We start from the raw sequence: 26513 nt of genomic DNA, 5'->3' as shown, positions 1-26513 counted from the left end.
ACGCACCTTCTTCTTCTTATTTTATAGATTCCCGGCACCAATCATCGGTGCGTAGAACCTGTCGTGCCAATCGCATTGCTGACCAATCGTTATGAGCGAGGAGGGGTCGCACTGGTCGAGGAAAGCTGCCGCCAAACGGTAGAGCCCCGGTTTATAGAGCAGGTCAATTTCGTCCTCCAGCTCGGCCTGCTCGGCTGCCGTACTCCCGATTTGCTGAACATACAGCTGCTCTAACGGTCTCATGATTAATCTGCGCTTTCGGGTCATCAGCTCGATTCCCCAGCGGCCGGGCGCTATCCAATTCGCGTGATACGAGAACAATGCGCCCGTATCCGTGGAACCTGCGCCGCTGAAGGCAGCTGCCGCAGGATGCCAGGATAAGGCTCCCGAGATAAAACAGTTCATCGTGCGGGGCGGTCCGCCAAGGAAGAATGCCAGGTCCGCCACATGCGTCGAATTCGCGAGGAACCACTGTTTTTTCACTTCCGGCGATTGGGCCGACCGGGCAATGAGATGGCTCCACTCCGAGAATTCGAAGTGAAAGGAGCTGACGCCGCCATCCTCTTCGATGAGCTCGATCGCCTTTCTTGTCGACGCGTAGAACCTCCGGTTGTAAGCGATGAATACTTCCGCTTGTACGGCCTTTGCTGCTTCCCGGATGCTGTGCAGCTCGCCCCCGTTCAAAGCGCCCGGCTTTTCGAGCAGCAGACGTTTCACGCCGCGGCTTAGCAAGCATAACGCCGCTTCCGCGAGCCCCTCGACCGGCAGCGCAACCACTGCCGTTTCAGGTAGGCGATTGATTTGCGACAGCCCGGTCTCAAGGCCGCCGGTTATAGGCGGAATGCCGGTCTCCCGCTCGAACTGTACGGCGGATTGCGGTCCGCGGCCAATGACGAGCATGCTCCGGTTCATCGCACGAAATACTCTCGCATAGGCTGCCGCCATTTTCCCCGCTCCTATGAGCAGAAGTTCGGAGCTCAAGTGATCGGACATGCCATCACCCCTCCAGGTACGATCGATTGGTATTTTTCCGTGAGCGCGGTAATTAGAGGAAGATGCAGTCCGGTAGATGCGGAGTAGGGCGTCAATTCACAGCTGCCGCTGTTAAGAAGCTGCTGGATCGCGAGATGAGTAAGCTGGCTTTGAAGCGGCTCGGTATAGTTCATTTCGGTAATGGACCAATTATGCCCGGCTTCGGCGATCCAAGCCTTATGCTCGCTCGATCGAATCAAGCAGTGGAAGGTGTCGGTTGCCAGATGAATAAGCATGGGGGTCTCCCCTTTGGCATGCGAGGTAATCGAGATAAACGCCTTGTCGGATCTGGCTTCCAGCGTTCCGGCGAATTCCACGTAGCCCGGTCTCTTGCTTCCCAGCAAGCGGTCGCTAAGCTTGCTGCCGTTCAACGTGAAGGAATAACAATCCGTTAAATAAGCCACTAAGTCCAAATGATGAATCGCGTTAGTGCCAATGCCTAAGAACGATGCGCTTACCTGGTATTTCATTTTTGCAGCGGGATCCAGCTTTGCTTTCAACTGCCGGTAGAACGGGAGCATCCGCATCGGGCAGTTCACCCAAGCCGATACCTTCTTTGCTCTGAGCAGCTCTTCCACTGCGCTGTAATCTTCCGGATTCTGAAACAATATCTTTTCCAATATCAAATGCTTCACTTTTTTGGCTGCAAGCAGCTGTTCGATAACCGCACGCCGAATACCGCTGTTTGTTGCAACGATGACGGCATCCAATTCATCCGGCAGTCCGGTGATAGCGGTTAGAAACTTCGGAGACGGTGCGCTCGCAGCAACCGCAACCTGTTGATAAAAAAGCTTGGCTCTCTGCAGCGACTGAACCGAAGGATCGACGACCCAGACGGCTATCGTATGCCCGAGAAGAGCAAGCGCCTGCAGATGACGGCTGCCGATGTTGCCGGCACCGATGATCGCAATGTTTGGCAGAGTCATACTATTTCCTCCTTTCTTACCACGCGCTTAAACCGCCGTCGATAATAATGTTTTGGCCCGTTACGTAGCTTGAGGCGTCCGATGCCAGGAATATAAAGGCTCCGACGATTTCATCCGGTCTGGCCATCCGGCCGAGAGGAGTCCTTGCCGCATACTTTTGCTGAAAGGTGTCATTATGACCGCTCTCGATTCCGCCCGGCGTAACGGCATTAACCCGAATACCGTGACCGGCCCAATAGGTAGCCAGGTATCTGGTCAAGCCGTACACGGCCGCTTTCGATGCTGAATAGACGGCAGGCGAATTAATGGGACGCCCCATGAAAGAGGAGCCTTCGTATACGCGATGATCCGGTCCGAGCATACCGTATATCGACGCCGTCTGTATGATGGACCCGCCGGTACCCTGAAGAATCATATATTTCCCGACGGCTTGCGCAACGAGAAACATGGCGTCGATGTTAACGTCCATCACTTTCCTCCACTGCTTCAGAGAATACTGCTCGAAGGGAGCAAAGAAGCTGTCCAGATCGGAGGATTTGGTTGCCGCATTGTTAAGCAAAATATCGATTTTACCGAAATCCTGAAAGATACGTTCCGCTTCCCGGCGAACCTCATCGACCGAAGTGATGTCGCAGCCGTAACCGCGGCAGACGGTTCCGTAGCTTACGCTGAGCTCAGCCGCGAACGCGGAGGCCGCGGCTTCGTCCAAATCGATGACGGCCACATTCGCCCCGCATTCCGCGAGTCCCGCGCATATCCTTCTGCCGAGTATGCCGATGCCGCCCGTGACGACTGCCGTTTTTCCCTTTAACTCAAACATGGACTTATAATGAGAATTCATCTAGCTTCACATTTCTCCTTTCTTCCACGGAGCGGCGGCCGGCCGCCAGTATCCGCATGATGGTCAGGGTCGTCTCCGCCGGAATGGCCGGCATCCCCGTTCGAATAGAATGGAAAAAATGCCAAAGCATCCGGCGAAACATGGAAAAATTATTCTCGATATGAAAGACGCCGCGCCTCTGGCTGCCGAACACATCGATTTGGAATACGGGAGGAGCGTCGCCCAGACAGTCAATTTGCAGCAGGAGCCCGCTCTCGAAGGTAACGGCTATCGACGGATGATCGGCGTTCAGCGCCATGACGGACTGCGGTTTCGAACCGATGAACGGCATAACGGCTTCGAGCATATGCACGCCATACTTCTCCCAGGAACGGACGACCGCGCAGCGCAGCAGCAGCAGCTCGCCGTAAGAAGAGAGGCCGGCGCGAAGTCCATCCAGCTCCTCGGCGTACCGCATGCCCGAACAGGACATAAGCAGCCCGTTCTCCAGATACGGCCGTAATAAGCGAAGCTGCTCCATGCTCGTAGTGAGAGGCTTGTCGACGAATACGGGCACTCCGCGTTCAAGGAACGGCAGCGCGAGCTCCAGATGCGATTGTTCATCGTCCCTTGCCACGATAACGGCGTCCGTCTCTCCAATCATTTCCCGCCAATCGGTAAGCCGGTTGGGGATGCGGCACGCTTCGCACAAGCTTAACGTTGCGTCCGGATATTGCGTCCAGGCATGCGTCACTTGGATCCCGTCAAATCCGAATTCGGAAGCGTCGCGCTTCGCAAGGTAATGTTGGATCGGCTTCCAGCCGGCGGCTGCCAGCTTCTCGGAGTCGTAGCCGTTAAGGATAGCCGAGAAGGAGTAAGGATGGCCGTTGCCCTCGGACTGCCCGATGACGCCGACCTTCATTACCATACCGTCCATCCCCCGTCGACACACACGTTCTGCCCCGTCATATAACTGGAAGCATCTGAGCAAAGCAGGGCAACCGCTCCTTTTAATTCATCGGGCTCGCCGATCCGGTTCATTGGATTTTTGCCGGAAAGCTGCTTCATAAATGAGGTATGCTGCCGGGTAACCGGGTGTGGAAAGGCTCCGGGACTAAGGCAATTGACCCGGATGCCGTAAGGAGACAGGAAGCTTGCCAAATATTTAGTAAATTGGATTACGCCGGCTTTGGCCGCGCCGTAGCTGGGCGGATTAGTAAATTGCACGCCGTCGTAGATCCGGTAGTCAGGGGCGACATGTCCATACATGGAAGTAACGTTTAGGATGACGCCCTTCTTGGCGATTAAACCGGGCATCGCTTCCTTCACGCACCGGAAGACGGAGGTCATGCTCATTTCAACGTCATACAGCCAATCTTCGTCCGTAATGGATTCGAAGGAGTTTTTATTGCCGGACCATGCATTATTCACGAGAATATCCAATCCGCCGAAATCGGCATTGATCTGTTGAAAGCATTGGCGGATAGACGATTTGTCCATTAAATCCAAGGCGATTGCCGTCGTCTTCGAGCCGGCAACGCGGCCTTCGATCTCTTTCCCCTTCTGCACGCACTTCTTCAGGTCCCGGCTGGCAATTATGACATGAGCGCCAAGCTCCGCCAAAGTCTCGCAGATCGCCGTGCCCAAATAACCCGCGCCGCCGGTTACGAGCGCAACCTTACCTTGCAGCGACAATAATTGATAAATGTCAGCCATGGCTATCCCCTCTCTGCATCAGCAGCTCCGCCAGCAAAAAATCGATTTCGTCGTCGATATCAACCGAACGGCTGCCCGGCATAACGACGGCGCCGCAGCGGTCTGACAGAACGGAAATGCCGGAGCCCGAAATACTTTCCAATGTTAAGGCATACACGGCGCCGTTCAACTGATAAGCGTCCGAAAGCTGCTGCCGGGGCAGCCAGGGGACGGCGCCGTCCATGAACATGCCGGGTTTGTCTCCGACCAGTTTCCAGGCGCGGTACGGATGAAGGTCGGCCTTTTTGAACGTGGCAACCGTGTTAAAGCCGTTCCGGGGATCAGCCAGCAGAGCCAGACAGCCGCTAATATCTTCCGGCTTGCGCAGCGGACAGGTCGGTTCCAAATAAACGATGATATCAGCCGCCTCTTTTTCCGCTTGCAACTGCTCCATGCAGTACCTTATGACGTCGATCGGCAGCGAGTCGTCCTGCGCGAAACGGTCCGGCCTTATCATCACTTCAGCTCCGTATTGCCTCGCTGCCCGGGCGATTTGCTCATGATCCGTAGAGACGATGACGCGGTCGATTTCTTTCGTTTGGAGCGCTGTTTCGATCGTCCATGCTAGAAGCGGCCTCCCATTCATCATCTTGATGTTTTTGAGCGGGATACTTTTGCTGCCGCCGCGAGCCGGTATAAGAGCGACGACTCTTCTATTCTGAATCATTTGGTTTGCTCCTTTCTCGGTCCTAAACTCTAGCAGTCCTACTCTACTGTATGAAAAAAAAAGTAGAAAGGTTATAAGAAAAACATCCAACTTTGCTAAAAATGATAGAGATCATAGAGAAACTCCCCTGAAAATGGGTATCTGCCCTATATCACCCGGCTGCTGCCGCTCATACGATAAAACAGAGCTTTTACTGCGGATAAGGGGGGCTTTCATGTACGGAGCGGACCGCATGAATCCTTATTTACATCTAAAATACGGTTTAACGCGGGAGTTCTTCGAGGCATTTCGCGGCTTAACCTATCGCGGTATCGAGCTTCCGCTTGTACTTATGCGGAATTTTCACAGCTACACGAAAGCTCAGCTCCTTAAAAAATTGCGTCATTCGCTATATGTGCGTCAAAAAATAAAGCAGCACCGCTTTCGCTCTATCGCCGATGTGCAGCAGAAGCTTGTTCGCTGGCCGAGGCCGGCCCGCCCGCTCAAACGGGAACGCGGCCGAAACCGGATTCTTCTTCCAGGGCGGCTCGTTTTTCTCGCCAAGAAGCAATTTCCAAAGCACCGGGTCATCTTAACGGTCTCTAATCGAATCGATTGGGATGCGGTCAAGAAAACTAAATTGCCCAAACGCTTTGAAATCTACCGCTTTGACTCGCGAATGAGGCGAACGAGCGTCCCGCTGCGTACGCGGCGCAGGCTGCGGCGCGAGATTCATCGTATATGCCGGCTGAAACGGAGACATGAAGTGTTCGGAAAAACCGGGTTCCCGAGGTGGCTCTATGCGCAATGCCTGACGGCAGTCAAGCAAATTCATGCCGCGGATGCTCTTCTTCGCCGGAAGCCGGTTCGCGTCGTATTGGATTATGACACCTCCGTTGTGCCGGGAGAAGCGCTCTCGCTGTTAGCGCGCAGATACCGTCTCCCGTATGTGTACCTGCAGTATCACATGCCGATGATCGCTCCGTTACTGCCTTTCCGGGCGGCTTATTATTGCATGTGGGGAAAAAACTATAGGGAGTGGCTGCAGAATAAAGGCGTTCCGGCCGCGCGTATTCGGGAGATCGGGAGCATCCGGTTCGAGGAGGCCTTTAAAGGTTCGTGGAAGAGCCCGCAATGGTTAAGATCGAAATGGGGGATCCCGGAGCAGCAGCTGATCATCGGTTATACGACACAAACCGCTAAATGGATGAACGACCTCTTCCTGAAATGGCTGCTGGCCGCGATAAAGGATCTGCCGGTAACACTCGTTATCAAACGTCATCCTAAAGATAAACAAACCTACCGCCGGATTGCCGCCGGTCATCCGAACGTTATCGTTTTTCCGGCAAAGCATCATTTGTATGATTTATTGAACGGCATCGACGTGTTAGCGACCGTATCTTCGACGACTGCCGTTGAAGCCGCTATGTTCGGCAAAGGCATTCTCGTTCTGCAAACTGATTTTCCGACCGATTATTACGGCTGCCTGTCGATCCTCTCCCGGTCAAAAGCCGGTTACATCGCTACAGAACCCCAGCAGTTGGAAGCTTACTTGCGCGAGTTGATCGAGAGCGAGGATTCAAGGAGGGATCTAGCCGCCATTGGGCAGCAGTTCCTTGCCGAAACCTTGCACCAAGGAGGCTCGCCCAGAAAGCGCGTACGCAGCCTGGTCGCTTCTCTGCTCCGAACTTAATGTCAGGGGTGTATTTTGATGAAATACTTGCAATATCGGGCTTTCGAGCTAACGGCAAGCTTCTTTTATCTGTTCCGCAATGTCAGATACAAACACGTACCCGTTGTGCGGGCAATGGGCTACTCGTTCCATCGCAATGCAGTCAGGCTCTATAGACGGTCAAAGCCTGGCGGCCGGAAGTGGCTGTTCAAGAAACGTACCTTGTATAGCAGGCTTGTCGGGAACGATCACGTCACACCGGTTGCTTATCGTCCCGCCAGCCGAAATCCGGGAAAAATCGTCTACAGCATTTTGGTCACCAAAGGACTGGATGTAGATCGAGGGAATAGTATTACCTGTATCGAGAACAGAAGCAGACGGCGATTAAAGAAGCCGTTATACAATCCGGAGGCGAGCGGTCGTCTGCATGCCGGGCAGTACCGGTCCCTGCTTCGCCAGATTAGGTCGATTGTCAGGCAGCGTGGCATCCATCCTTATTTTAAACGCAAATCATTTATGAGGTGGATTCGGATACAGCTGCGATCCGTCATGCGCAAGATTGACGGAATAGACCGGTTATTCGGGAAAAACAACGTGAAAGGCGTCATTCAGTTTTCTTCCGTTAATCCGATGGGTTATTTGCTTGTGCATATGGGTAAACAGCGCCGCATTCCAACCATGAACATTCAATTCGGATTGAACGATACGTATCAAATCCTGTCAACGAATATCGATCATTACGTGGCTTGGGGAGAGCAGCATAAGAAGCGCCTAACGCAATTCGGAGTCCCGGGTTCCAAATTTCATTTATTGGGGAATGCGCGTTTCGATCCGATCTTTACGAACAAATGGATGAACAAAGCGGAGCTTCTAAAAAAATTAAAAATACGGCCGGGAAAAACCGTTTTCGTCTATCCTGAACAGCCTCTGCCGCAGCGACACAACAGAATCGTCATGAGAGCCATCCTCCGATCGCTGCTTCCGTACCGCAAGAAGGTTGTCCTGCTTGTCAAGAATCATCCCCGTCAGAGAGGAAGCGGTCTGACCCGCTCGTTGGTTCGCAAATACCCGTTCGCGCGGCTTATTCGCCACCGTTCGATTCAGCTTAACGATTTGCTAAACGGTTCGGACGCCGTATTTGTTCAATTCTCTACGACCGGTCTTGAAGCGATGCTGTTCCGGAAGCCCGTCATCTCGCTTGCCTTCTTCCCGGATACGAATAAACACGAGTATTCCTATTACGCCTCCAGCAGGCGGGTAACCTCCGCGAAGGGATACAAGCAGCTAAAGTCAATTATCAAACCGTTCATGAGGAGCGGCTCTTATCGCCGCCTCATGCTGGCTAAGCAGAATATGTACGTCGCCAGCGCCTATAACGGCGGAGGTGACGCCAAGAGAAAGATAAAGCAGTTTATTCAGTCCGTTACCGGTATAAAAATGGGAAAGGTTACGGCCGTCATTCCCGTCAGCGCTAACCGCTACTGTCCCATTAGCTTAATTGAACAGACGGTTAAGGCCGCCCGCGATAGCAAGACTGTCGACCGGATCATCATCGCTACCGACCGGAGCGATCTATCTAACCGTTTCAGCCGCAGCAGCGGTGTCAGTATGTTTCAAGTCAATTCTTCGGAACAGTCATTTTTTAGCATGGATGGAGATTTTGCGGAGCTTTGTTTAAGACAGCTCAAGCAAGAATTCGTCCGCAATGGCGGCGAATCGGATATGATTGCGCTCTTGGCTCCCGCATTCCCGTTCCGAACAAGCAGACATATCGGCAGGGCGATTCAACTGCTCATAAGCTCGCGAGCCGATACGGTACGCAGCGTCAGCACGCCTCCTAATGCTCCCCAAGAATCGGCCTTGGCGCCTAATGGGGCGGTCGTCGCGAGCAAAGCATCGGTGCTGCTGGAAACCGGCAGTCTAATCGGAGCAAATGTGATCCCGTACGAGATGCAGGCGGCCGATGCGCTTGAGGTGAACAACGAAGAGGAATTCGTGCAAGCTGACAGCCTGAGGGCTGAGCTGTCGCGGAATAACCGCATTATTCGCAAAAGAAAACGGGTGCGGCTGCGAAAAAAAAGGAGAAAAAAGCGAAAAGCTTCAAAAAAGGCTTAGGGGAGTTAAGAGCCCTAAGCCGTATTCATTTTCATGATCGTTAATCAAAAATATAACTGCGGTTTGTTGACTTATTATTTGCGGCAGGGGGAAAAATCCTCTCTGCCATCGCATTAAATTCCGCTATAAAGCCCTGGATAGGATGGCCAAGCCTCACATCATTCTTGTAAGAGGCCATTCTCCCGACAAAGTCAGGATTCGCCGATACGTATACATGCTGCACGCCTGGATTCATGCGTCTAACCTCATTGGCGACATTATCCTTGATTTGATCGGTCAGCATATGTTCTCCCGTGGACAAATTGCTCATTCTTCTGCTCATACGGGTACCTTCTTCTCCCATATAAACGGAATTCGTGCGGCTCATCATTTTAGAAGAAGAGGACGGCTCTTGTTCATCCAAGGATACCGCTACATACGCATTTTGATCGGTCAGCATGACGTAAGCTGATTTTACCGCTTCTATTTTCTTAAGGTTCCCGGCGATGACTTCGCTCATTTCCATACGGTAATTTTTATGGGAGCCAACTAAATTATTGCTATTCAGTCGCCGGCCGTTTACCCGGTTCATTTCATTTTTCTGATCAATCGCAAACCGTTTATCACGGATAAGATTGCCATTTGCATCTTGCCTTATACTATTAGTACGAATGTTTTTATTGCCCAAATCGCCTTGCTTTGCCGAACAGCCCGCAAGCATCGTCGAGAGAAGCACGCCTGCTGTCAAAGCCATGATTTGCTTTCGCATTTGATCAGCCTCCATTCCAATTTGATCAGGCTTCAGGCCCTTCTTAGCGTTTGCCCTTTCAGCCGGAACTATACATTTTGGGAGGCGTCAGAACAACAAAAATCAACGCTTATGAATCTGCGTCTTGCTATCGTGATCTGCCATTTTCAGCACACCGTTTTTTGCATACTCAGCAAAACGCAAACAAGTTGGTACAGCTTTGTTTTTGATTTCACATCATGCAGGTGAATGGTCAGACCTGGTCGAAACATGTACGCAGCCTTGAAAGGACGGCGCAATAAATCATTCCTTTCAATTTTGCCCGCATAGACCGCCTTTTTTTCCGAACTGTCTGTCCCTCTTCCGGAAACATTAATAAACGTCATTTGTGGATTCAGACCTGCCGGTTTTCCGCTCGGTTCAATTACTTCGCAGTGAATCCACCATCCATATTTAATAGGGTTTCGGTGGCAAAAGAAGCTTCATCCGAGCACAACCAATCAATGCCATCCGCAATTTCCTGCGGCCTGCCCATACACATCATGGGATGCATTTGTACAATCATATCTTGAATTATTTCGCTTGCACCACCTCCTTTGTGTCCACAAATGTTGGTAATAGTGTAAGCGTTTCCAATTTTGGTTTGAGGAAAGGCCGACATAGTGCTTCGTCGGCCTTCACTCATGCTGTTATTATTTGGTCAAATCACAATTTGCGCCCAGCGGATCAGAATATCCGCTTGTTCCTGTGTGAAATAGTTGCCGGTTTGATCCGTTACTTGCTCGATATAGTCGGCTATCATACTCTTCGCTGCATCTATTTTTCCTTTGCCGGCCGCAGCTTTCGCCTGATCCAGTTTTTGATTATACGAAATTGCAACGGTTTCCCACGATTTGTAGCCCGTCTCCTGCAGGAAAGAATTTGTCACGGTTTTCAAGCTGTCGAACGTTACCGTCACCGTAAACGTATGGGTGGCCGTCGTTTGATGGCCCGCCACGTCCTCTGCAGTGACCTTTGCAATATTCTCTCCGGATTCCAGCATATACGCCTTCACCTGAAGAAGAGGCTGATCGCACGGCTTACCATATACGCTTGAAGTAACATCCGACGCGCTGCACGTAATCATCACCGTCTGATCGACTGTGTACGTTGTCTCGCCCGTTATTTGCACCACAGGCGCTGTAAGGTCGATATGGAGCTCCAGTGACTCCGTCTCTCCCGTGTCGACGGAACGGCGGTACAGCAGCTGTTGTGTTCCCTCTTCGCTCAAGACTACAGGCGCACTGTAGGCCGTCCACGTAATTCCGCCGTCCTGACTGTATTCCGCGATTGGCTCAGGTGACAGTGTTACTGTGACCGGGGAAGTATACCAGCCGTTCTTACCGCTTGGTTCCACAGGATCCAGGGATGCGGTTATGTCCTTCCAATGCAGCCCTTCGAGTGCCGCAATCAGCCCTTCGGATGCCGCATCGATCTCTTCCTGGGTTGCATCAAGTTTTCCATAGACCGATTCTGCATTGGATACGGCCGCCTGAAGCGCTTGTACGCTTTCCTCTTTGTACAGCTCGGTGTCGATCGCCGCGGCTGCTTCCAGCAGCAGCGTGATCAAGCTATTATCTAACCATGTTAACGTATGATTATAAAGCGCTTTGATCTCGTCAGCGCTCAAGACGGAGTTCTTAATGCGGAACTCGTCAATTTTGCCGTTAAACAACGGATCTGCTGCATTGTTGCTCTCGCCGATATAGTTGTTTTTTGGTTTGAAGTCGCTCGGTTTGATCGTCAGATTATTATTCTCATCCTTTAGTTCGCCGTTCACGTACAGCTTCGCCGTACCGCTTCCCAGCGTTACCGCCACATGCGCCCAGTCGCCTACCGGAAGCTGCTGCGTCTCCAATTCCAACTCACTGCTTCCGTTTTTGATCTTGAAACGCAACTTCTTATCATCCCTCGAGCTTGGTGTCAGTATCAGGTATTGACTCGTGCTGTTTCCAAAGTCGAAGATTCGCTGCCACATATTCCCACCGCTCCAGTTCACCCAAGCGGCAATCGTGATGTCATCGGCACCCGACAAATGATGCCCCTGAGGAAGCGTGACATAGCTGTCCGTTCCGTTCAGTTCGATGGCTTGCCCGACTTTACCGGTCGGATAGGCAGGCGATCCGGCGACAGTACCGCTCATTGACCCGAACGTATTGTTCGCATCCCCTTCAAACGAATAAAGTGATATGGTATAAGGAACAAGCAAATTCTTGGCCTGATCGTGCTCGGCCGCAAGCCCGCTCGTATCTGCACCCGGTTCGCTCATAGCCGCTTCGATCCGCGTCACTTCCTTCATGTACAGGTAGTAGCTGCCCTTCGTGTAGTCCGCGGCAGGAAGCGAATGCAGCTTGACATTAACGTTCACCATCTGGCTCGCTTCGAAGCTTCCGTTGCTCACCGTGAAGGTGACCGGATAGGTGCCATAATCCGCTTGGCTCGGAGTCCAAGTGAGGATGCCATTCGCGGAGTCGAACGACGCGCCCGCCGGCAAATTCTCTACGCTGTAAACGAGCGAAGCGCCTGACGGATCGGATGCATCCACTTGGTAGGTGAACAACTGCTTCGCCGTAGCCTCCACCGCCGTGTCGGGAGCGATGACCGGCTGCCCTTTGACGGTGGCCTTGATCGTTTGAGAAGTAGACAAGTCACCGGAAGCGACGGTAAACGTAACCGAGTAAATGCCGCCTTGTTCTAACGCCGGGGTCCATTCGAACGTCCGGGTTTCCGCGTCGAACGTTGCGCCGTCCGGCAAATCGGTTGCCCCGTACACGATTTCTTCCGCGTTCGTTGCGTGAACCGTGAACGCAAGCCGTTCGCCGGCCAGGACGTTTTTATTGCCGATCGGATCAAGCACCGGCAATCCCGCAATATATTGCAATCCGTTCAGCGCCGCCAGCAGCTCTGCGGAAGCCGCATCCACATCCTCCTGCGTCGATTGATCTCCCGCCTGAACCGCTTGCGCATAAACAACCGCCGCTTGCAACGCTTCAAAACTTTCGGCTGTGTAATAATCTTCGACAGCCGCCGCAGCCTCTTCTAACAGAAGCGTAAGCAAGCTATTATCATACCATGTTGATGTTTTATTATATTGCGCTTTAATCTCATCAGCGCTCAAGACGGAGGTCTCAATGCGGAACTCGTCAATCATGCCGTTAAACAATGCATCTGCCGCATTATTGCTCTTGCCGATATAGTTGTTTCTTGGCTTGAAGTCGCTCGGTTTGATCGTCAGGTTATGACTCTCATCCTTTAGTTCGCCGTTCACATACAGCTTCGCCGTACCGCTTCCCAGCGTTACCGCCACATGCGCCCAGTCGCCTATCGGAAGCTGCTGCGACTCTAATTCCAACTCACTGCTTCCGTTCTTGATCTTGAAACGCAACTTCTTATCATCCCTCGAGCTTGGTGTTATCATCAAGTATTGCGATGTACTGTTTCCAAACTCGAAGATTCGCTGCCATATTTCTCCACCACCCCAGTTTACCCAGGCGGCAATCGTGATGTCATCGGCATCGGACAAATCATGCGACGAAGGAAGCGTGACATAGCTGTCCATGCCGTTCAGTTCGATCGCTTGCCCGATCTTACCGGTCGAATATACAGGCGATCCGGTGACGGTGCCGTCAAATAAACCGAATGTATTATTCATATCCCCTTCAAATGAATAAAGGGATGATGTATACGAAACAAGCAAATTGCGGGTATCGTAGATTTCGTCAATCAGCATCGCCTCGTCGGCATCCGGCTTCGCCATCTCCGTCTTGATGCGCTCCAGTTCCTTTTGGTACAGGTAATAACTGGCCTTTGTATACCCCGAAGCCGGCAAGCTCTCCGCGTTCTGCATCACAACTTCAATCGGATCCGCGGTAACCGATGCGGCATAGAACGGCTGTGGCGATCCGTCCCCGTGAACCGGCAATATCCTGTAGTACACGCTGCCGGTCCGCAGGCCCTCTTCCACGTACGAAGTTGCTCTCGTCTCCGCGAGAACGAGCGTCCAGGGGGAACCGTCTGCCGGCTCCGCCCTACCCGGTTTCAATTCCGGATCGGTCTGGCTCGCCGCCGCATCCGCGGCGCGATATACATTGAACCAAGAAGCTTGCTTCGGTTTATTCCAGTACAGTGTCGCTTGATCCTGTACTTTTTCCACGAATGGAGTCAAACTGCCTTGCGGCGTTTCCGCCACGTTGACTTCGCTGAACTCCGCCTGATCGGAAGCGGTGACTCCCGTATAGTAAGCATAAGGAAGCAATGTAGACATCTTCGTCACATACGTCCAATTCGTCCCATCCTTGGATACAAAGGCGTACACCGTCTGCGAGTCATGGTCGCGCATCAGTTTGATGTACGGATACTCCAGAGCGGTGTAGCCTTGAATATTCGCATTCAACGGGCTTACGACCGCCTGATTCGTAAATTGATGGATCGAGATCCTCGTGCGGTTTTGCAGCACAAGGCCGCCGTTCTCGTCCGCGCCGAAATAGATATAGCGGGCTTTTCCCTCAGTGAGCCGGTCGCGCATCATGATGCCGCCCGCTTCTCCCGAAGCGCTGTCGATCTTCGCACTAATGGAGCTGTTGCCGGAAGCGACCCTGCTTACAAAATGCAGCGAATCGAAAATATCCCGCTTGTAAATATTGGAGTCATCTCCTTCACCGAAACCTGTCCCGTCTACAGCATCGATCGATATCGAGGGGCCGTCGATTACAGCGTTGCCTGTCGTGGTCCCGATGCGGTCGTCGCGCCATACTGCATCGGCATCACCGGATACCGGCGCTGTCAAGTCAACCTTAGCGCGCCAGGAATCCCAGCCTGTCCCGTTTGCGTTTACGGCAGCGACTTTGTAATAGTAAACCTTGCCGTTTTGGACCGTCTGATCCTTATAATAATTGCCGGTTACTCCACTTGCGATGGTCTCGTATTCACCATCCTCTGTTTCCGAACGTTTAATCGTATAGGATTGCCCGCCGGAAGTCGTTTTCCATGAGATGCCTGCGTAGCCATTGCCCGCAAGCGCATGGACGAAATCGACGTGGAACGGTTTCGGAGCGAGTTCGAAATCCGACGTCAATTTCAGCACCATAGCGGTTTTTGGCAGGGCGGTCACATTGCCGTCAACGACCGCAATGTTCGTCCCCGAGACAAGGTCGAGCACCTCGCTTCCCGTGAAGTCGGCCGGCAGTTCCACATCGAACGTCATCTTGTTGCCGTATTCATCGCGGGTCGTGTTGAAAATGATGAAATATTTGCCGTACCTTGACGTTTGCAATTCCGGGTAACCGGAATAAGGATTGTCCACTTCAAAGTTATCGCGGTTGATCGTTCCTACGCCCGGCTGATAAGAAGCCGGAGCAACTTCGCCGGCCAGCGCCTGCGGAGCCCCGCTCCAATTGTTCGCCAGGCCGTTAAAGTGAAAATCCCAGTCGATGTAGGGCGCCCGCAAGTAGTAATCTTCATACCGGAACTTGTTGTTGGTTGCGATCTGAACGATATGGTCGTAGCTGTCCTTCATCACACGAAGCCGTCCGTTGCTTGCCATACCGCGATTTCGGTAAAACAGCGAGCCGAACATTCTGAAATCGCCGTCTTTTACCGACACGTACATATTGTCGATATCCGTCCATGCAAACTGCTCGTAGTCGTCCGGATTGACGCCAAGCGCGGCAATTTCTTCCGGCTTGTATACATCGAAATCCGAATGCGGAAGGACAACCCCAGCCATAACATTGCCGTCAAACCGGCTGTAGTCGGCCCGATCGGAAGTCACATAATCATAGTCATCCGCTAAACTGTAATTCGGTCGGCTCATCGAAATTCTACTTCCGAAGTCTCTGGTATGCAATAGCTGGTGATCCGCAAGCTGCTGCTGCACGAAACCGACCGCTTCTCTTGCGTACTGCCAGTACTCGTCCCATTCCGGACCGCTGTATCTTTGCTCGTTCTGAGCCATCGCCTTTTCCAAGGATGCAAACTGCATCCCCATTCCAAAGCCCACTCTTGCGCCATACGCGTGAAGCCCGTTTATCGACTGGTTTCGCTCGTCCGTGACTTGCTCCGCTCTCATCACTCGTTTTCCGTCATCGGTTAGTGAAGAGTAACGGACAAATCCGCGGGCGTGAACCGATTTCAATGCCGCTTTCAGAATTTCGTCATTCATCTCTTCATCGCCGGCATGGTTCAACGTTTTATAGAAATAAGTCAGAAGATAGTTGGCAGCCTCACCATAGTTTGCAACATAACCGTTTTCCCTTGTTAGTCCCGCCTCCGTCAAGCCGGTATAATGCTTGCCGTAAGGCAGTCTTCTAACCACGTTGCCTTCCGCATCCAGCTTGCTCCCCGCAAGCCCTTTCCCGACAATGTGGACAAAATCGTCCGTGAAGACCGCATTTCCATCGTGATAGAACAGCGAATGGTATAAATCCAATTCTTCGCCGCTGGGACCGACCAACACCTCTTCTCCCAAGAATGGCTTGATCCCCAATGATTCCAGAAGGATTTGATTGCTGCGCTCTTTGCCTTCGTAGAAGCTTGAGCCGATAAGACGCAGCCCTTCATGAGCCTCCCACGCGCCTGCGTACGTATAGTACACCTGGTTATAGATATAAGAAAGCCGTGTACGGGCAAAGTCAAAATTCCCCTTCAGCACCCGTTCCCATGCTTCGCGGCGCGTCAGCTCGCCGCCTTCCCAGTCCACGCCCGCCAGAGAGAATTCGCCTTCGGTCGTTCCGGTGACGAACGGCTCGTCCAGAAATGCGCCCCACGCCGCTTCCCCATAGATCGTGTCGTCCTTGATCAGGTTCTCAACTATGTACAGCGCTTCACCGAGCGCGCCGTAGTAGCCGCCCCAGTCGCCCTGATGTCCGCCGCGCAGCACCAGCCTCGTATTGCCATAATAATCTTTGACATGGTTGTCGATCGTTTTGAAAATGCGCTGAAGCGCCGCTTTCTTCTCTTCCGGCGTCTTTGCCGGAGACCAACTTTGTTTCAGAACGTCCGCGTAAAACATCAGTTCGTCCTGATAACGGACGATCGACATCTTACCTCCTGTGCTTCCATCCACTTTATTCGATAACGAGTTAAACAGGTTTACCTGATCTTGCATGTAGCCATCGATCAGAGCCTGTTTCTCCGTATCCGTCAGATCCGGCGACAGCATCGTATCCGGATTCTGATCGGGCCCCCATTTATAGCCCTGCTTTTCCCCATCTACGTTAATATAGGCTTGTGTATGAGTGTAGGCGCTATAATAGCCCCTTGTATCGGAAGTCATGTTACCCCAAGGGTTGAACGATTTAACCGTGATCTCGACGGTTTCCTTCCCTGCCGTCGATTCCAGCGGAAGCATGATCGTATTGTATAAGAAACGGTTCGGCAGTACCCGGCGTTTGTTAATCGTTTCATAATCGCCGTACGAGATATATCCGATCTGCTCGCCGTTAATATTGATCATGCCGATGTAACCATCCGAGCTTTCATTACCAAATTTCAAAGTCAAATAGTTGCGCAAATACGGATCGACCTTCACTGTGAACGTCAGATCCCCGCCCTGCCCTTCAGCCGGAACACGAGGATTCGATACCCGGGCAGGCTCGTCCATAAAGCCGGTCATTACGCTTGTAAAATCGCCCTTGAAATTGTGAGCGCTTTCAGAATCCGTATTGCCGAATATGATTTTATCCAGATAACCATCAGCTGACGGCTCTTCTGCCGCATGCACCACCCCCGGACCTGCTGGTCCGAACGACGGTAAAATCAACGCGGCGAGCAGGAAAACAATCAAAAACCTTCCGGTTTGTCTTGGTGTTTTCTTTACTTGTTTGAGTATATACTTGATTCTGTTTTGCATTTAAATATCTCCCTCCTGAAACATCATTGAACAGTCTTGCCTTTTGGGCTAAATGACAAATTCGAATATGAAATCGCTTTCATATTTATATCAATGGACTCACCTCCCTAGTTAATTTACGCATATAAACTAGTAGACTGTTCCATAAATATCGATATCATCGACCTGCTAGACACGGCCTCTTCGCGTCAAAAGGAATTCCTTCAGTTTTAAATAAGCCAAAGGAATCAACCGATTTTCAAGTTCAGCTTGCTGATGGCATCGGCCGCCATTTGCGCGACAGCCTTCGCACCTTGTTCATTATAATGCGTATTGTCTTCGATCCCTCCGGGTATTTCGGATATTCGCCCGGGTGCAACCATGTTAGTCACTCTCTCGATTTGGCATCTCCCATTTCCTTGAATGCAACGGCACTTCGCCCGCATAAATCGATGAAAGGCACATTTTCCTGAAGGGCCAATGCTTCCATCGACCTAGGATAATCGCCGTGCGTGTTGATCAATAATCCGTCAATGTCAAAATGTCTGCGACAGAGAGACGAAATGAGTACGGGATGAGCCCCCTTCGCTCTCGCTCCGTCTACATATTGCCGTAAATATTGATGGTACGTGCTCCACGGACTTGTATGTCTTTCAGCATCTTCCTTGATGTCATTGTGACCGAATTGAACGAACAAGTAATCACCTGGCTTGATCATGGTTAAAATTTCCTCGAGCCTTCCTTCCTAGATAAAGCTCTTGGAGCTTCTACCGCATACGGCCTTATTTACAATCAAGACGGAATCGGGAATAAATAAATGGCGCTTATTTCCCAGCCCTGCATAGGATAGGATTCCGGCGTATCATCCGCCATTGTCGAGTCTCCTGCCAAATAAATCGTTAGCTTTCCCAAAACATCCTCATCGGTTCATTCCCTTCTCTCTTTGTTGACCCCAATCCCCAAAAAGCGCCGGGCCGGGGCGCTTCAGCCCGGCGTATTTATTTCTTCAACCGCATTATTCCAAAATATACGCTTAGACGCCGAATTTCTCCGCTAGCCTTTGGGCCAGTTCGTCTGAAAGAGGTTTACGATGCGTGTTCTCCAGGTAAATATGCTTCTCTGTTTCCGGCATCAGAAACTGCTTGTACCACGCAAAGAAATTGGGGCTTCGCCGTGCATGCGAAGCCAGCGGCGAAGCGTATCCATGTTTGCACCTTACTCTCGATATTCGTCAGCCAGTCCGCCCGGAAGAAATTCTCCCACTTCCCATGTTCGGCTTGCTTTAACGCGATAAGGCCCTTCTCATACTTCCACATCGCCTGAGCAGCATAAACGAATGCAAGCGGGTAGTTTCCTTCTCGGTAAGCGGAGTGCGATTTTCCCAATGCCTCAAAGCCCTCGCAGCCGGATAAATGCAGCTCTACGTGAAAAAGCAAATGATCCTTTAGCCGAATTCGGTCCGGGTCCGCCAGCTCCGGAAGCAGCCGTTCGATCCGCTCCTTCAGCTCTCGCCAGCCCGGGACGGCCTCGGCGCACTTCCGGCGAAACCATTCGACTTGCTCTGAAAATCGACGGTCCCCGTTACCCACTTCAGGCGGCCATCCGGATGTTCCGATCTTCCCTGAAGCCAGTGACCGACGATTTGGCCGGCCGGATGGGTCCGGTTTATTGCTGCTTGACGGTGATGGTAATCATCTCGCTGGACGTCTCCCCTGCCGCATTGACCAGTACGGCCCGGTACTCGTATTCACCCGACGATTTGCCGGAAACGCTCGTTACCGCTTTCTGGGCATTCGGCGTCGCCTCGCTTAGCGTCTGCGTGTCGATCAATTCGCCGTTCTCGTACAGGCGGTATTCGGAACTGTTCGTTCCCCGCCACATATTCATCGTGACGTCGTAGCTGCCGTCGCCGTCCCAGTTGTTATGGGACAAGACCGGTTTGCCTGGCTCGGCATCGGTGACGGTTAAGACAAACGGATCGCATGCCGTCGTACCGAAGACGTTTGTCAGTTCGCAGGTGTACGTATACGTTCCGTTCGCTTTGCCCGTAATATCGGTCTTCACGGTTTGCGCTTTCGGCGAATAATCGGTCAGAGCCTGCGTATGAATCAATACGCCGTTCTCGAACAGCTTGAACTCGGTGCCGTTATTCCCCCACCACAGGTTCATCGTAACGGTAAAGCTGCCGTCCTTCAGCCCCGTATCGTGACCATTGTTGTCTGAGAGGACCGGTTTCCCCGGTGCCCCTCCCGCGAGCGGCGTCTCATCGTGCAGCCATTGCGCCCAGCGTACGAGCACTGCCGCTTGTTCAGCCGTGAACACTCTGCCGCTTTGCTCATTCACTTCCTTGATGTAAGCTTGGAGGATTTTGCGGGCTTCCGCGCCGTTTCTTTCGGCGGCTCTCGCTTTGGCAATTTCAAGCTGCTGTTGAAGCGATGCTGCAACTTCCTCCGCACCCGCCGCACCGGTTTCGACCGCGAATGTACCGGTTAGTGCGGACAGACTGTCGAACGTCGCAACTACGCTGTACGAATGCTCGGCCGATCCCCGGTGACCCGCTGCATCTTCCGCTTCCGCCGATACGGTATGAACGCCAGGCTCAAGAGTATACGCTTTGCTCTCTTCAAGCGGAATGCCGCATGGCGAATAGGTGACGCCGGATACAGTATCAACAGCACTGCAAGTGATAATAACCGTCTGATCAATGGTATACGAAGCTTCGCCGGCAATCGTGACTTGCGGTGCAATCAGATCGATCTTGACATCTGCCGATTTCGGATATACAGAATCCGTTACGGTAGCGGGACGATACAGCATTTGGTTCGTGCCTTCTTGGTTCAGGGTAACAGGCGCGTCATAGGCGAACCAGTTGCTTCCGCCGTCCAAACTATACTGCACATTCCCGTGAGACGACAACGATACCGTAATAGGTGAAGTATACCAGCCGTTCAGACCGTTCGGTGCGGATGGATCGAACGATGCCGTGATCTTGATCTCCAATCCTTCCAGTGCCTGCAGCAAGCTCGCTGCTGCCGCATCGATCTCTTCTTGTGACGTATCTGCATTGTTGAACACCGATTGAGCGTTCGAAACTACCTCCTGAAGCGCTTGTACGGTCTCCTCATCGTAGAGTTCGGTATCGATTGCCGCGGCTACTTCCAGCAGCAGCGTGAGTAAGGTATTATCAAACCATGTTGATGTTTTATTATAAAGTGCTTTGATCTCGTTAGCGCTTAAGACAGAGTTCTCAATGCGAAACTCGTCAATTTTGCCGTTAAACAACGGATCTGCTGAATTGTTGCTTTTGCCGATATAGTTGTTTCTTGGCTTGAAGTCGCTTGGTTTGATCGTCAGGTTATTACTCTCAGCCTTTAGTTCGCCGTTCACGTACAGCTTCGCCGTACCGCTTCCCAGCGTTACCGCCACATGCGCCCAGTCGCCTACCGGAAGCTGCTGCGTCTCCAATTCCAACTCACTGCTTCCGTTTTTGATCTTGAAACGCAACTTCTTATCATCCCTCGAGCTTGGTGTCAGTAACAAGTATTGACTCGTGCTGTTTCCAAAGTCGAAGATTCTCTGCCACATATTTCCACCACTCCAGTTCACCCAAGCAGTAATCGTGATGGCTTCCGCAGCGGACAAAGGATGAGCCTGAGGAAGCGTGACATAGCTGTTCGTGCCGTTCAGTTCGATGGCTTGCCCGATCTTTCCGGCCGAATAAGCAGGCGATCCGATGACGGTGCCGCCGTTTGACCCGAACGTATTGTTCGCATCCCCTTCAAACGAATAAAGCGATATGGTATAAGGAACAAGCAAATTCTTGGCCTGATCGAACTCGGCCGCAAGCCCGCTCGTATCTGCACCCGGTTCACTCATGGCCGTTTTGATCCGCGCCACTTCCTTCATATACAGGTAGTAGCTGCCTTTGGTATAGCCGTCCGGCGCCTGCACGTTGGAATCAAAGTAATCTGCATCATAATCCAGATCGCCGTGGAATCTCACTTCGGACATATTCCCGAACCAGTTATTCCCATTGGTAATGCGGATATACCGGTAAGGGGTATTGTCGCTAATCGACAAGAACTGCCAGTCCCGCGTGGAGACCGCTCCTGTGGAGAGGGTCTTCCATGTCGCATTGTCATTGGAGCCCTGAATGACCGTTCCGCCAATTCTGGTGTAGTACCCGTCTTGCCTTGCCAGCAGCTCCACATAGGACAATTTCGCATATCCGCCTTGACCGAAGTCAAATTGAACCCATGCTCCGGCACCGCTTCCGTTCAAGCGGTAATCGGTCACCGTACCCGGATTGTTATCGAACAATCTGTTCGCCACCGCGATCGCGTCTGCCGGCGATCTGCCGTAGGAATCGCTCACTGCAGCGATTGACGTCACATCGGGGATCACGTCCGATTCATCCACCAGTATCAAGCGTGACCCGTCGGTTACGAACAACGTTTCCGGGGCTTCAATGCCTTCCGCCGTCTGATAATTGAGTTTAAATAATACCGTGCCGGGCGCCGCTTCCGGTCCCATGACCGCTTCGGCCGTCCAGTTCAGGCCATCCTCCGAATGGACGATCGCGGGTACACCCTGAATCGTAACCTTCACATTCTGAATGGCTTCCGTCGATTGGAAGGACAATTTCGCCGTGTCTCCCAGGACAATCCGCCCTCCGAAGGCCTGATCCGAGCCGATGGAGACCGATGAGATTTTGTTGATGACCTCGTGACGCTTCCCGAAGATCCGGAACTCGGACAATTCCGGCCAAGGAGCGTCGTACGGCTTATTAATCATTTGGATTTTCAGAAAACGGAATGGCTCATTCTGGAGTTCCGGCGACACCGTCAACGTGTGCAGGTCTGCTGACACGGGGGTCACCTCCGGCGTCAACCGGGTCCAGGTTTCTTTGTCATTGGATCCGAACATGGTTATGCCGCCGCCGCGTTCAGGAAAACCGGCCCGTGCCTGAATCTGGAACTTGCTGGCCGAAACCCGGAAATTGGGTCCCATGTCCATATGAACGCCCAGATTAATCGCTGTATTACCGAACGTACTCGTGACACTGTCCAGAAAATTTTTCGGGTTAAAGCCGGAAGATAAGAACATATTCAAATAATTAATGCTGCCGTCGGTGTGCAACGGCGTGGTTAACTGAAGTCCTTGCACGGCGTCATACAGAGCCGCCAGCTTCTGATAGAACTCGGCATCCGTTGCGGTGTCAATGACGCTCATGGTGTCGTCGTATGTTAGTTTATACGTATCGTGCGTTGCCCGGATATAATCCGTATTGGCGTCATAGGGCGCAATGACGGCATCCACCGCCGACTGCCGATCATTGGCGACGGTCACCGTGACATCTCTCGTGGATACCGTCGTGCCGTCGGAAGCTTCCACGCCGAAGGCATACGTTCCAGCTTGCGACGGTTTCCAGTCAAATGCGCCGGTGCTTGTATCGAACACGGCGCCTTCGGGCGCACCCGCAATCCGATAGGTCACAACATCGGACGGGCCTGCGTCCGTTGCCGAGAAATCATAATGGAGCGCCGCCTCGGACCCTGCATAGGCAAACAAGTTCAAAGCGGTATTTCCTTCCTTAAACACCGGCGGCGTCAGTTCATTGGCCGCGTTGACATTGATATGGTCGATATCGACCGTCGTTCCGTTGCCTATAATCGTGAAATAATTCATGGTCCGGAGCCCAGTGTCTTTCGGGAGATTATAATATACATATCTCCATTGCCCCAGGGTATCCGGCAACGTGGTCGTTTCGCCGAAGGCTTCCAGCTTCGCCGCACCATTCGTCCGGATCTTGTATCCGATCGCTCTCGTACTACTATCGGATTGAACCAAAGCGATTTTGCTGCCGGATTCCGTTGCGTTGATGCGGACGAAGGAAACATCGCCCTCTTGCATGGCGGTCGAGTTGCCGTCCAGGTTGGTGAACCGATCCTCGATCTCTTTCCAATTCGGGTTCGGGTTAACCTTCGGTAGATTTGCCGTTCCCTCGGCCTCGGCTTCGTTAGGGATGTACAGCCAATATTCCCCTCCGGAATCCCGTGATGCCCAATGGTAATCCGTCCTCTTTTTGAACATCTCGGCGAAGTACGGAGCAACCTGCTCCATGTCCAAGCCTTGCTCATATTTATAGTAATAGTACAGATCGTAGGCATTGCCGCCGATTCTTCCCTGATATGCGGTATTCAATACCTGGTAAATGACCGGACTGCCATCCTCGCGCATACGCGCCTCTGTCGGGATCCAAGGCGTATCATAGCCGTTCATATACCGGGCAAAATGATCGGTGCCCGCCAGAATGCGCTTGTCGAGAAAATCGTACGTGGTAACCGCGTTCTCCGCAGTGGAAACCGTGCCGTCTACCGGATCCACCTTGGTTCCCTGGGCCTGCAGCAGACGCGACAAAATGGAGACATTGATGACGTCGCCGGTGCTGTGAGCCTGATCCCTGCCCATCTCCGTAATCTGCACCTGCGGGTTATCCACCTTCTCGCCTGTCGCCGCATTCGTATCGACGAGCCGGAACAGTCTCTTGATGGAACCGTTTATGTGCTGATCCACAGCCGTCTTGTTCACCGTGAACCACTCGACTGCCTCGTGATACCGCTCGACATTGCCGGTGAAGATATATCCGGAAATGGCTCCGATCAGCGGATAAAGATGCTGGTTCATAAAGCGGTGATTCGTATGATTGAAGGTATCGGTGACCGGAACGATCACATTATTCGTGAGATTGACCGTATCCTGATCTGTCCATTCCAGTTCCGGCGTCTGAGTACTGGTATACCTCATGATCTCCGCGGCGGTGACCATACGGTAGAGAGGAACTCCCGTGTGAATGTGCGCATCGGTAAAATACGCGTAATTCGCAGGGTTCATCTGCTCCCAGTTGCGGATAATACGCATCGTATTGGCCCGATAAACCTCATCGCCCGTTATCACATACATAAGAGCCTGCGTATACGCTGTTAAGCCGTCCCATACGAATCTTTCGTTAAAGCCCTGGCTGCTAAAAGAGCCGTTGGAAAATCTGGACGAGACCGTCCGGGTCGCAAGCGGGGTTCCCCATGGGTCAACCGACGCGACCAGCTGGTCGAAATAGGTTTTCCAAGGCTCCTTTTGCGCCCGTACCTGCGTTTGCAAATTCTCGAGTAATTCCTTGGTTAGTCCGACACCCGGGTGTTTGAATCCGCTTTCGTCAATGACTTCGTGAATCGTCGGCAAATAATCGGTGATAACCGATTCCGAGCCTGTTTCGGCTGATACGGTTCCCGCCGATACGGGCAACAATGCGGCGAACATGCTGACGATAACGAGTAGCGGCAGAAACTTTTGCAATACTTTACTAGATCTTTTGTTACGAACCTTCATGTTGATTCCTCCATTTCAATTCTTTCATCCGACTTGCATTAGGTGAACTCGACGTCATGTGCATGCTCTCCAATCCGGATATTTCCGGACTCCGGACTGAGGATATGCCGATCGTTGATTCGTAAATTCCGGAACGTCACTCCCTTTACGATTCTGGACTCATCGAAGCCCGCGATAAGCGACGGGTTATCGCAAGTTCCGTTGAACGCGATATTCTCGAAATAAATATTTTCCACCCGGAAGCCGGGACATGGATTATATTTGGGATTATAGAGCACGCGGATATCGATCAGCTGTCCAAGCTCGAACTGTTCTACCCGGATATTCCGATAGGTCACATTCCGGACTGTATTGTTATCGCCGCAGTTAATCGAAAAACACCCCCAATAATAAGGCTGCGGCTCATGATGCTCGAGCACATCGATATTTTCAAAAAGAATGTTTTCGATAACGTCCCCTTTATCGTGATTGCCGTGCCCGCCGACATTCATCGGATGAGCCACGTCCGCCCATAACACCGAATTGCGGACTGTGATATCCTGTGTATCCCCCTGATAGTCCCAGCGGCTGCCATAAATTGCGATGCAATCGTCGGACGTTCGCAGAAATACATCGTCAACGTCCACATGGGCACTTGACATCATGTCGATACCGTCCGACCACCCGCGGGTACTGAACGATTTGATGTTGCGGATCGAGATATGCTCGGATTTCCCGATCTTAACGGTATAATGGGGCGGATCAATAACAATGATTCCTTCGACGGCAATATGTTCGGAGAACAAAATCTCAACGGCGCGATAATACGTCGTTTTCTCGAAGTCGGACATATAGACGATTCCGCGGCCCCGGACCGTCACATCCCGTACATGATCGCAGATGAACGCCCCATAGACGACCGATCCTCCGGCAACATAGACCGTTACACCGGAAGGCAAGCGGAATTGCGGCTGTTCCAGAACATGTATGCCGGCATCGAAGTAGATGACCGATACTTCCGGCGTGATCAGACGCTGAAGATCTTCGGTCTGATGTTTGCCCGGCGCAACGACGATTATGCCCGGATCTCCAGGGTTCGGCGCGTCTTCCTCCACCGGATTGGCAAAGATATGCAAATTGTGGAATCGGTCTCCGTTCACTTCGAGCGACAATTTACGGGGCCCGTCCATTGTGAACGTCACGCGGTTTCCGCCCACGACGCCGTCAATCCCAGCTGATGAGGGGCGGATCGTCACGTCGCGAATCTCCCCGTCATTCTTGGTGACTTCGACTTCAACCGCGCCGGCACAATCGAAATAAACCATGGAGGCGTCCCGCACATCATGCATGTCCACCTTCACGTTATAGCTGAACAGCTGCCGCCATTCGCCTTGTCCCTGCCGGACGCGTACCGTATAATCGGAATTGCCAATCGCTCCCTCGGGATCTGGATATGTGATTAATCGATTTGACATGTATGTCATGATTGTCTTGTCCTTTCCTCAAATCTAATTTTGGATGCTGCGCTCTGCTTGCCGTGAAATCGCTTTCACGCCTAAATTATGGGACTCACCTCCCGAACTAATGT

At 52.2% G+C, this 26513-nt stretch carries 16 protein-coding genes; 2 read left to right on the top strand and 14 right to left on the bottom strand.

The features are described from left to right. Positions 1-21: 21 nt before the first annotated feature. Genes H581_RS0110515 through H581_RS0110490 form a run of 6 tightly spaced genes read right to left on the bottom strand, consistent with a single transcriptional unit; the run spans position 22 to position 5200 of the window. Complete coding sequence (locus H581_RS0110515; protein WP_028609948.1) at positions 22-993, bottom strand: Gfo/Idh/MocA family protein; 972 nt, start codon at positions 991-993, stop codon at positions 22-24. Further along, on the bottom strand, positions 978-1958 hold the full coding sequence (locus H581_RS0110510; protein ID WP_028609947.1) for a Gfo/Idh/MocA family protein: 981 nt from the start codon (positions 1956-1958) through the stop codon (positions 978-980). Before H581_RS0110510 ends, H581_RS0110515 begins: the two co-directional genes overlap by 16 nt. A gap of 16 nt (positions 1959-1974) precedes the next feature. Next, positions 1975-2799: an SDR family oxidoreductase gene (locus H581_RS0110505; protein WP_028609946.1), complete on the bottom strand. Its 825-nt coding sequence runs from the start codon at positions 2797-2799 to the stop codon at positions 1975-1977. Beyond that, positions 2783-3706: a Gfo/Idh/MocA family protein gene (locus H581_RS0110500; protein ID WP_036718456.1), complete on the bottom strand. Its 924-nt coding sequence runs from the start codon at positions 3704-3706 to the stop codon at positions 2783-2785. Before H581_RS0110500 ends, H581_RS0110505 begins: the two co-directional genes overlap by 17 nt. After that, on the bottom strand, positions 3700-4494 hold the full coding sequence (locus H581_RS0110495) for an SDR family oxidoreductase (RefSeq protein ID WP_028609944.1): 795 nt from the start codon (positions 4492-4494) through the stop codon (positions 3700-3702). The genes H581_RS0110500 and H581_RS0110495 overlap by 7 nt, the downstream gene beginning before the upstream one ends. After that, positions 4487-5200 (bottom strand): acylneuraminate cytidylyltransferase family protein, encoded by a 714-nt coding sequence (locus H581_RS0110490; protein ID WP_028609943.1) that lies wholly within the window; start codon positions 5198-5200, stop codon positions 4487-4489. The genes H581_RS0110495 and H581_RS0110490 overlap by 8 nt, the downstream gene beginning before the upstream one ends. Positions 5201-5414: 214 nt before the next feature. On the opposite strand from H581_RS0110490, the gene H581_RS0110485 reads away from it, so the two are divergent. Further along, a complete protein-coding gene (locus H581_RS0110485; RefSeq protein WP_028609942.1) occupies positions 5415-6872 on the top strand; it encodes a glycosyltransferase family protein in 1458 nt (485 codons plus the stop codon). Positions 6873-6890: 18 nt separating this feature from the next. Continuing rightward, positions 6891-8966 (top strand): capsular polysaccharide export protein, LipB/KpsS family, encoded by a 2076-nt coding sequence (locus H581_RS0110480; protein WP_028609941.1) that lies wholly within the window; start codon positions 6891-6893, stop codon positions 8964-8966. A gap of 40 nt (positions 8967-9006) precedes the next feature. Here the strand turns inward: H581_RS0110480 and H581_RS0110475 are convergent, their stop codons facing one another. From H581_RS0110475 to H581_RS0110440, 8 genes are all read right to left on the bottom strand, one after another. Next, positions 9007-9714, bottom strand: a complete 708-nt coding sequence (locus H581_RS0110475; protein ID WP_028609940.1) for a YhcN/YlaJ family sporulation lipoprotein — start codon at positions 9712-9714, stop codon at positions 9007-9009. A gap of 403 nt (positions 9715-10117) precedes the next feature. Next, positions 10118-10354, bottom strand: a complete 237-nt coding sequence (locus tag H581_RS39305) for an SDR family oxidoreductase (RefSeq protein ID WP_028609939.1) — start codon at positions 10352-10354, stop codon at positions 10118-10120. A gap of 39 nt (positions 10355-10393) precedes the next feature. Beyond that, positions 10394-17581: a LamG-like jellyroll fold domain-containing protein gene (locus H581_RS36380; protein ID WP_051250654.1), complete on the bottom strand. Its 7188-nt coding sequence runs from the start codon at positions 17579-17581 to the stop codon at positions 10394-10396. Between the two features lie 227 nt (positions 17582-17808). After that, positions 17809-17943: a hypothetical protein gene (locus H581_RS39300; protein ID WP_281169531.1), complete on the bottom strand. Its 135-nt coding sequence runs from the start codon at positions 17941-17943 to the stop codon at positions 17809-17811. 5 nt (positions 17944-17948) lie between these two features. Continuing rightward, the gene (locus tag H581_RS37840) at positions 17949-18278 is read right to left on the bottom strand and encodes an SGNH/GDSL hydrolase family protein (RefSeq protein WP_051250652.1); all 330 of its coding nucleotides are present in this window, start codon (positions 18276-18278) and stop codon (positions 17949-17951) included. Positions 18279-18645: 367 nt separating this feature from the next. After that, complete coding sequence (locus tag H581_RS0110450; protein WP_028609938.1) at positions 18646-19149, bottom strand: hypothetical protein; 504 nt, start codon at positions 19147-19149, stop codon at positions 18646-18648. Positions 19150-19225: 76 nt separating this feature from the next. After that, complete coding sequence (locus H581_RS36370; protein ID WP_051250650.1) at positions 19226-24946, bottom strand: LamG-like jellyroll fold domain-containing protein; 5721 nt, start codon at positions 24944-24946, stop codon at positions 19226-19228. A gap of 38 nt (positions 24947-24984) precedes the next feature. Next, complete coding sequence (locus H581_RS0110440) at positions 24985-26409, bottom strand: glycosyl hydrolase family 28 protein (protein ID WP_084134541.1); 1425 nt, start codon at positions 26407-26409, stop codon at positions 24985-24987. Positions 26410-26513: the final 104 nt, after the last annotated feature.

This window comes from Paenibacillus harenae DSM 16969, from assembly GCF_000422465.1.
GTDB classification, from domain to species: domain Bacteria; phylum Bacillota; class Bacilli; order Paenibacillales; family Paenibacillaceae; genus Pristimantibacillus; species Pristimantibacillus harenae.
This window is presented reverse-complemented; position numbering and strand designations above follow the sequence as displayed.

What these genes read in the sequence shown, in the direction of transcription:
- H581_RS0110515 (WP_028609948.1), bottom strand. Translation starts at nt 993, where the DNA reads ATGTCCGATCACTTGAGCTCCGAACTTCTGCTCATAGGAGCGGGGAAA.
- H581_RS0110510 (WP_028609947.1), bottom strand. Translation starts at nt 1,958, where the DNA reads ATGACTCTGCCAAACATTGCGATCATCGGTGCCGGCAACATCGGCAGC.
- H581_RS0110505 (WP_028609946.1), bottom strand. Translation starts at nt 2,799, where the DNA reads ATGAATTCTCATTATAAGTCCATGTTTGAGTTAAAGGGAAAAACGGCA.
- H581_RS0110500 (WP_036718456.1), bottom strand. Translation starts at nt 3,706, where the DNA reads ATGGTAATGAAGGTCGGCGTCATCGGGCAGTCCGAGGGCAACGGCCAT.
- H581_RS0110495 (WP_028609944.1), bottom strand. Translation starts at nt 4,494, where the DNA reads ATGGCTGACATTTATCAATTATTGTCGCTGCAAGGTAAGGTTGCGCTC.
- H581_RS0110490 (WP_028609943.1), bottom strand. Translation starts at nt 5,200, where the DNA reads ATGATTCAGAATAGAAGAGTCGTCGCTCTTATACCGGCTCGCGGCGGC.
- H581_RS0110485 (WP_028609942.1), top strand. Translation starts at nt 5,415, where the DNA reads ATGTACGGAGCGGACCGCATGAATCCTTATTTACATCTAAAATACGGT.
- H581_RS0110480 (WP_028609941.1), top strand. Translation starts at nt 6,891, where the DNA reads ATGAAATACTTGCAATATCGGGCTTTCGAGCTAACGGCAAGCTTCTTT.
- H581_RS0110475 (WP_028609940.1), bottom strand. Translation starts at nt 9,714, where the DNA reads ATGCGAAAGCAAATCATGGCTTTGACAGCAGGCGTGCTTCTCTCGACG.
- H581_RS39305 (WP_028609939.1), bottom strand. Translation starts at nt 10,354, where the DNA reads ATGTCGGCCTTTCCTCAAACCAAAATTGGAAACGCTTACACTATTACC.
- H581_RS36380 (WP_051250654.1), bottom strand. Translation starts at nt 17,581, where the DNA reads ATGCAAAACAGAATCAAGTATATACTCAAACAAGTAAAGAAAACACCA.
- H581_RS39300 (WP_281169531.1), bottom strand. Translation starts at nt 17,943, where the DNA reads ATGGTTGCACCCGGGCGAATATCCGAAATACCCGGAGGGATCGAAGAC.
- H581_RS37840 (WP_051250652.1), bottom strand. Translation starts at nt 18,278, where the DNA reads ATGATCAAGCCAGGTGATTACTTGTTCGTTCAATTCGGTCACAATGAC.
- H581_RS36370 (WP_051250650.1), bottom strand. Translation starts at nt 24,946, where the DNA reads ATGAAGGTTCGTAACAAAAGATCTAGTAAAGTATTGCAAAAGTTTCTG.
- H581_RS0110440 (WP_084134541.1), bottom strand. Translation starts at nt 26,409, where the DNA reads ATGACATACATGTCAAATCGATTAATCACATATCCAGATCCCGAGGGA.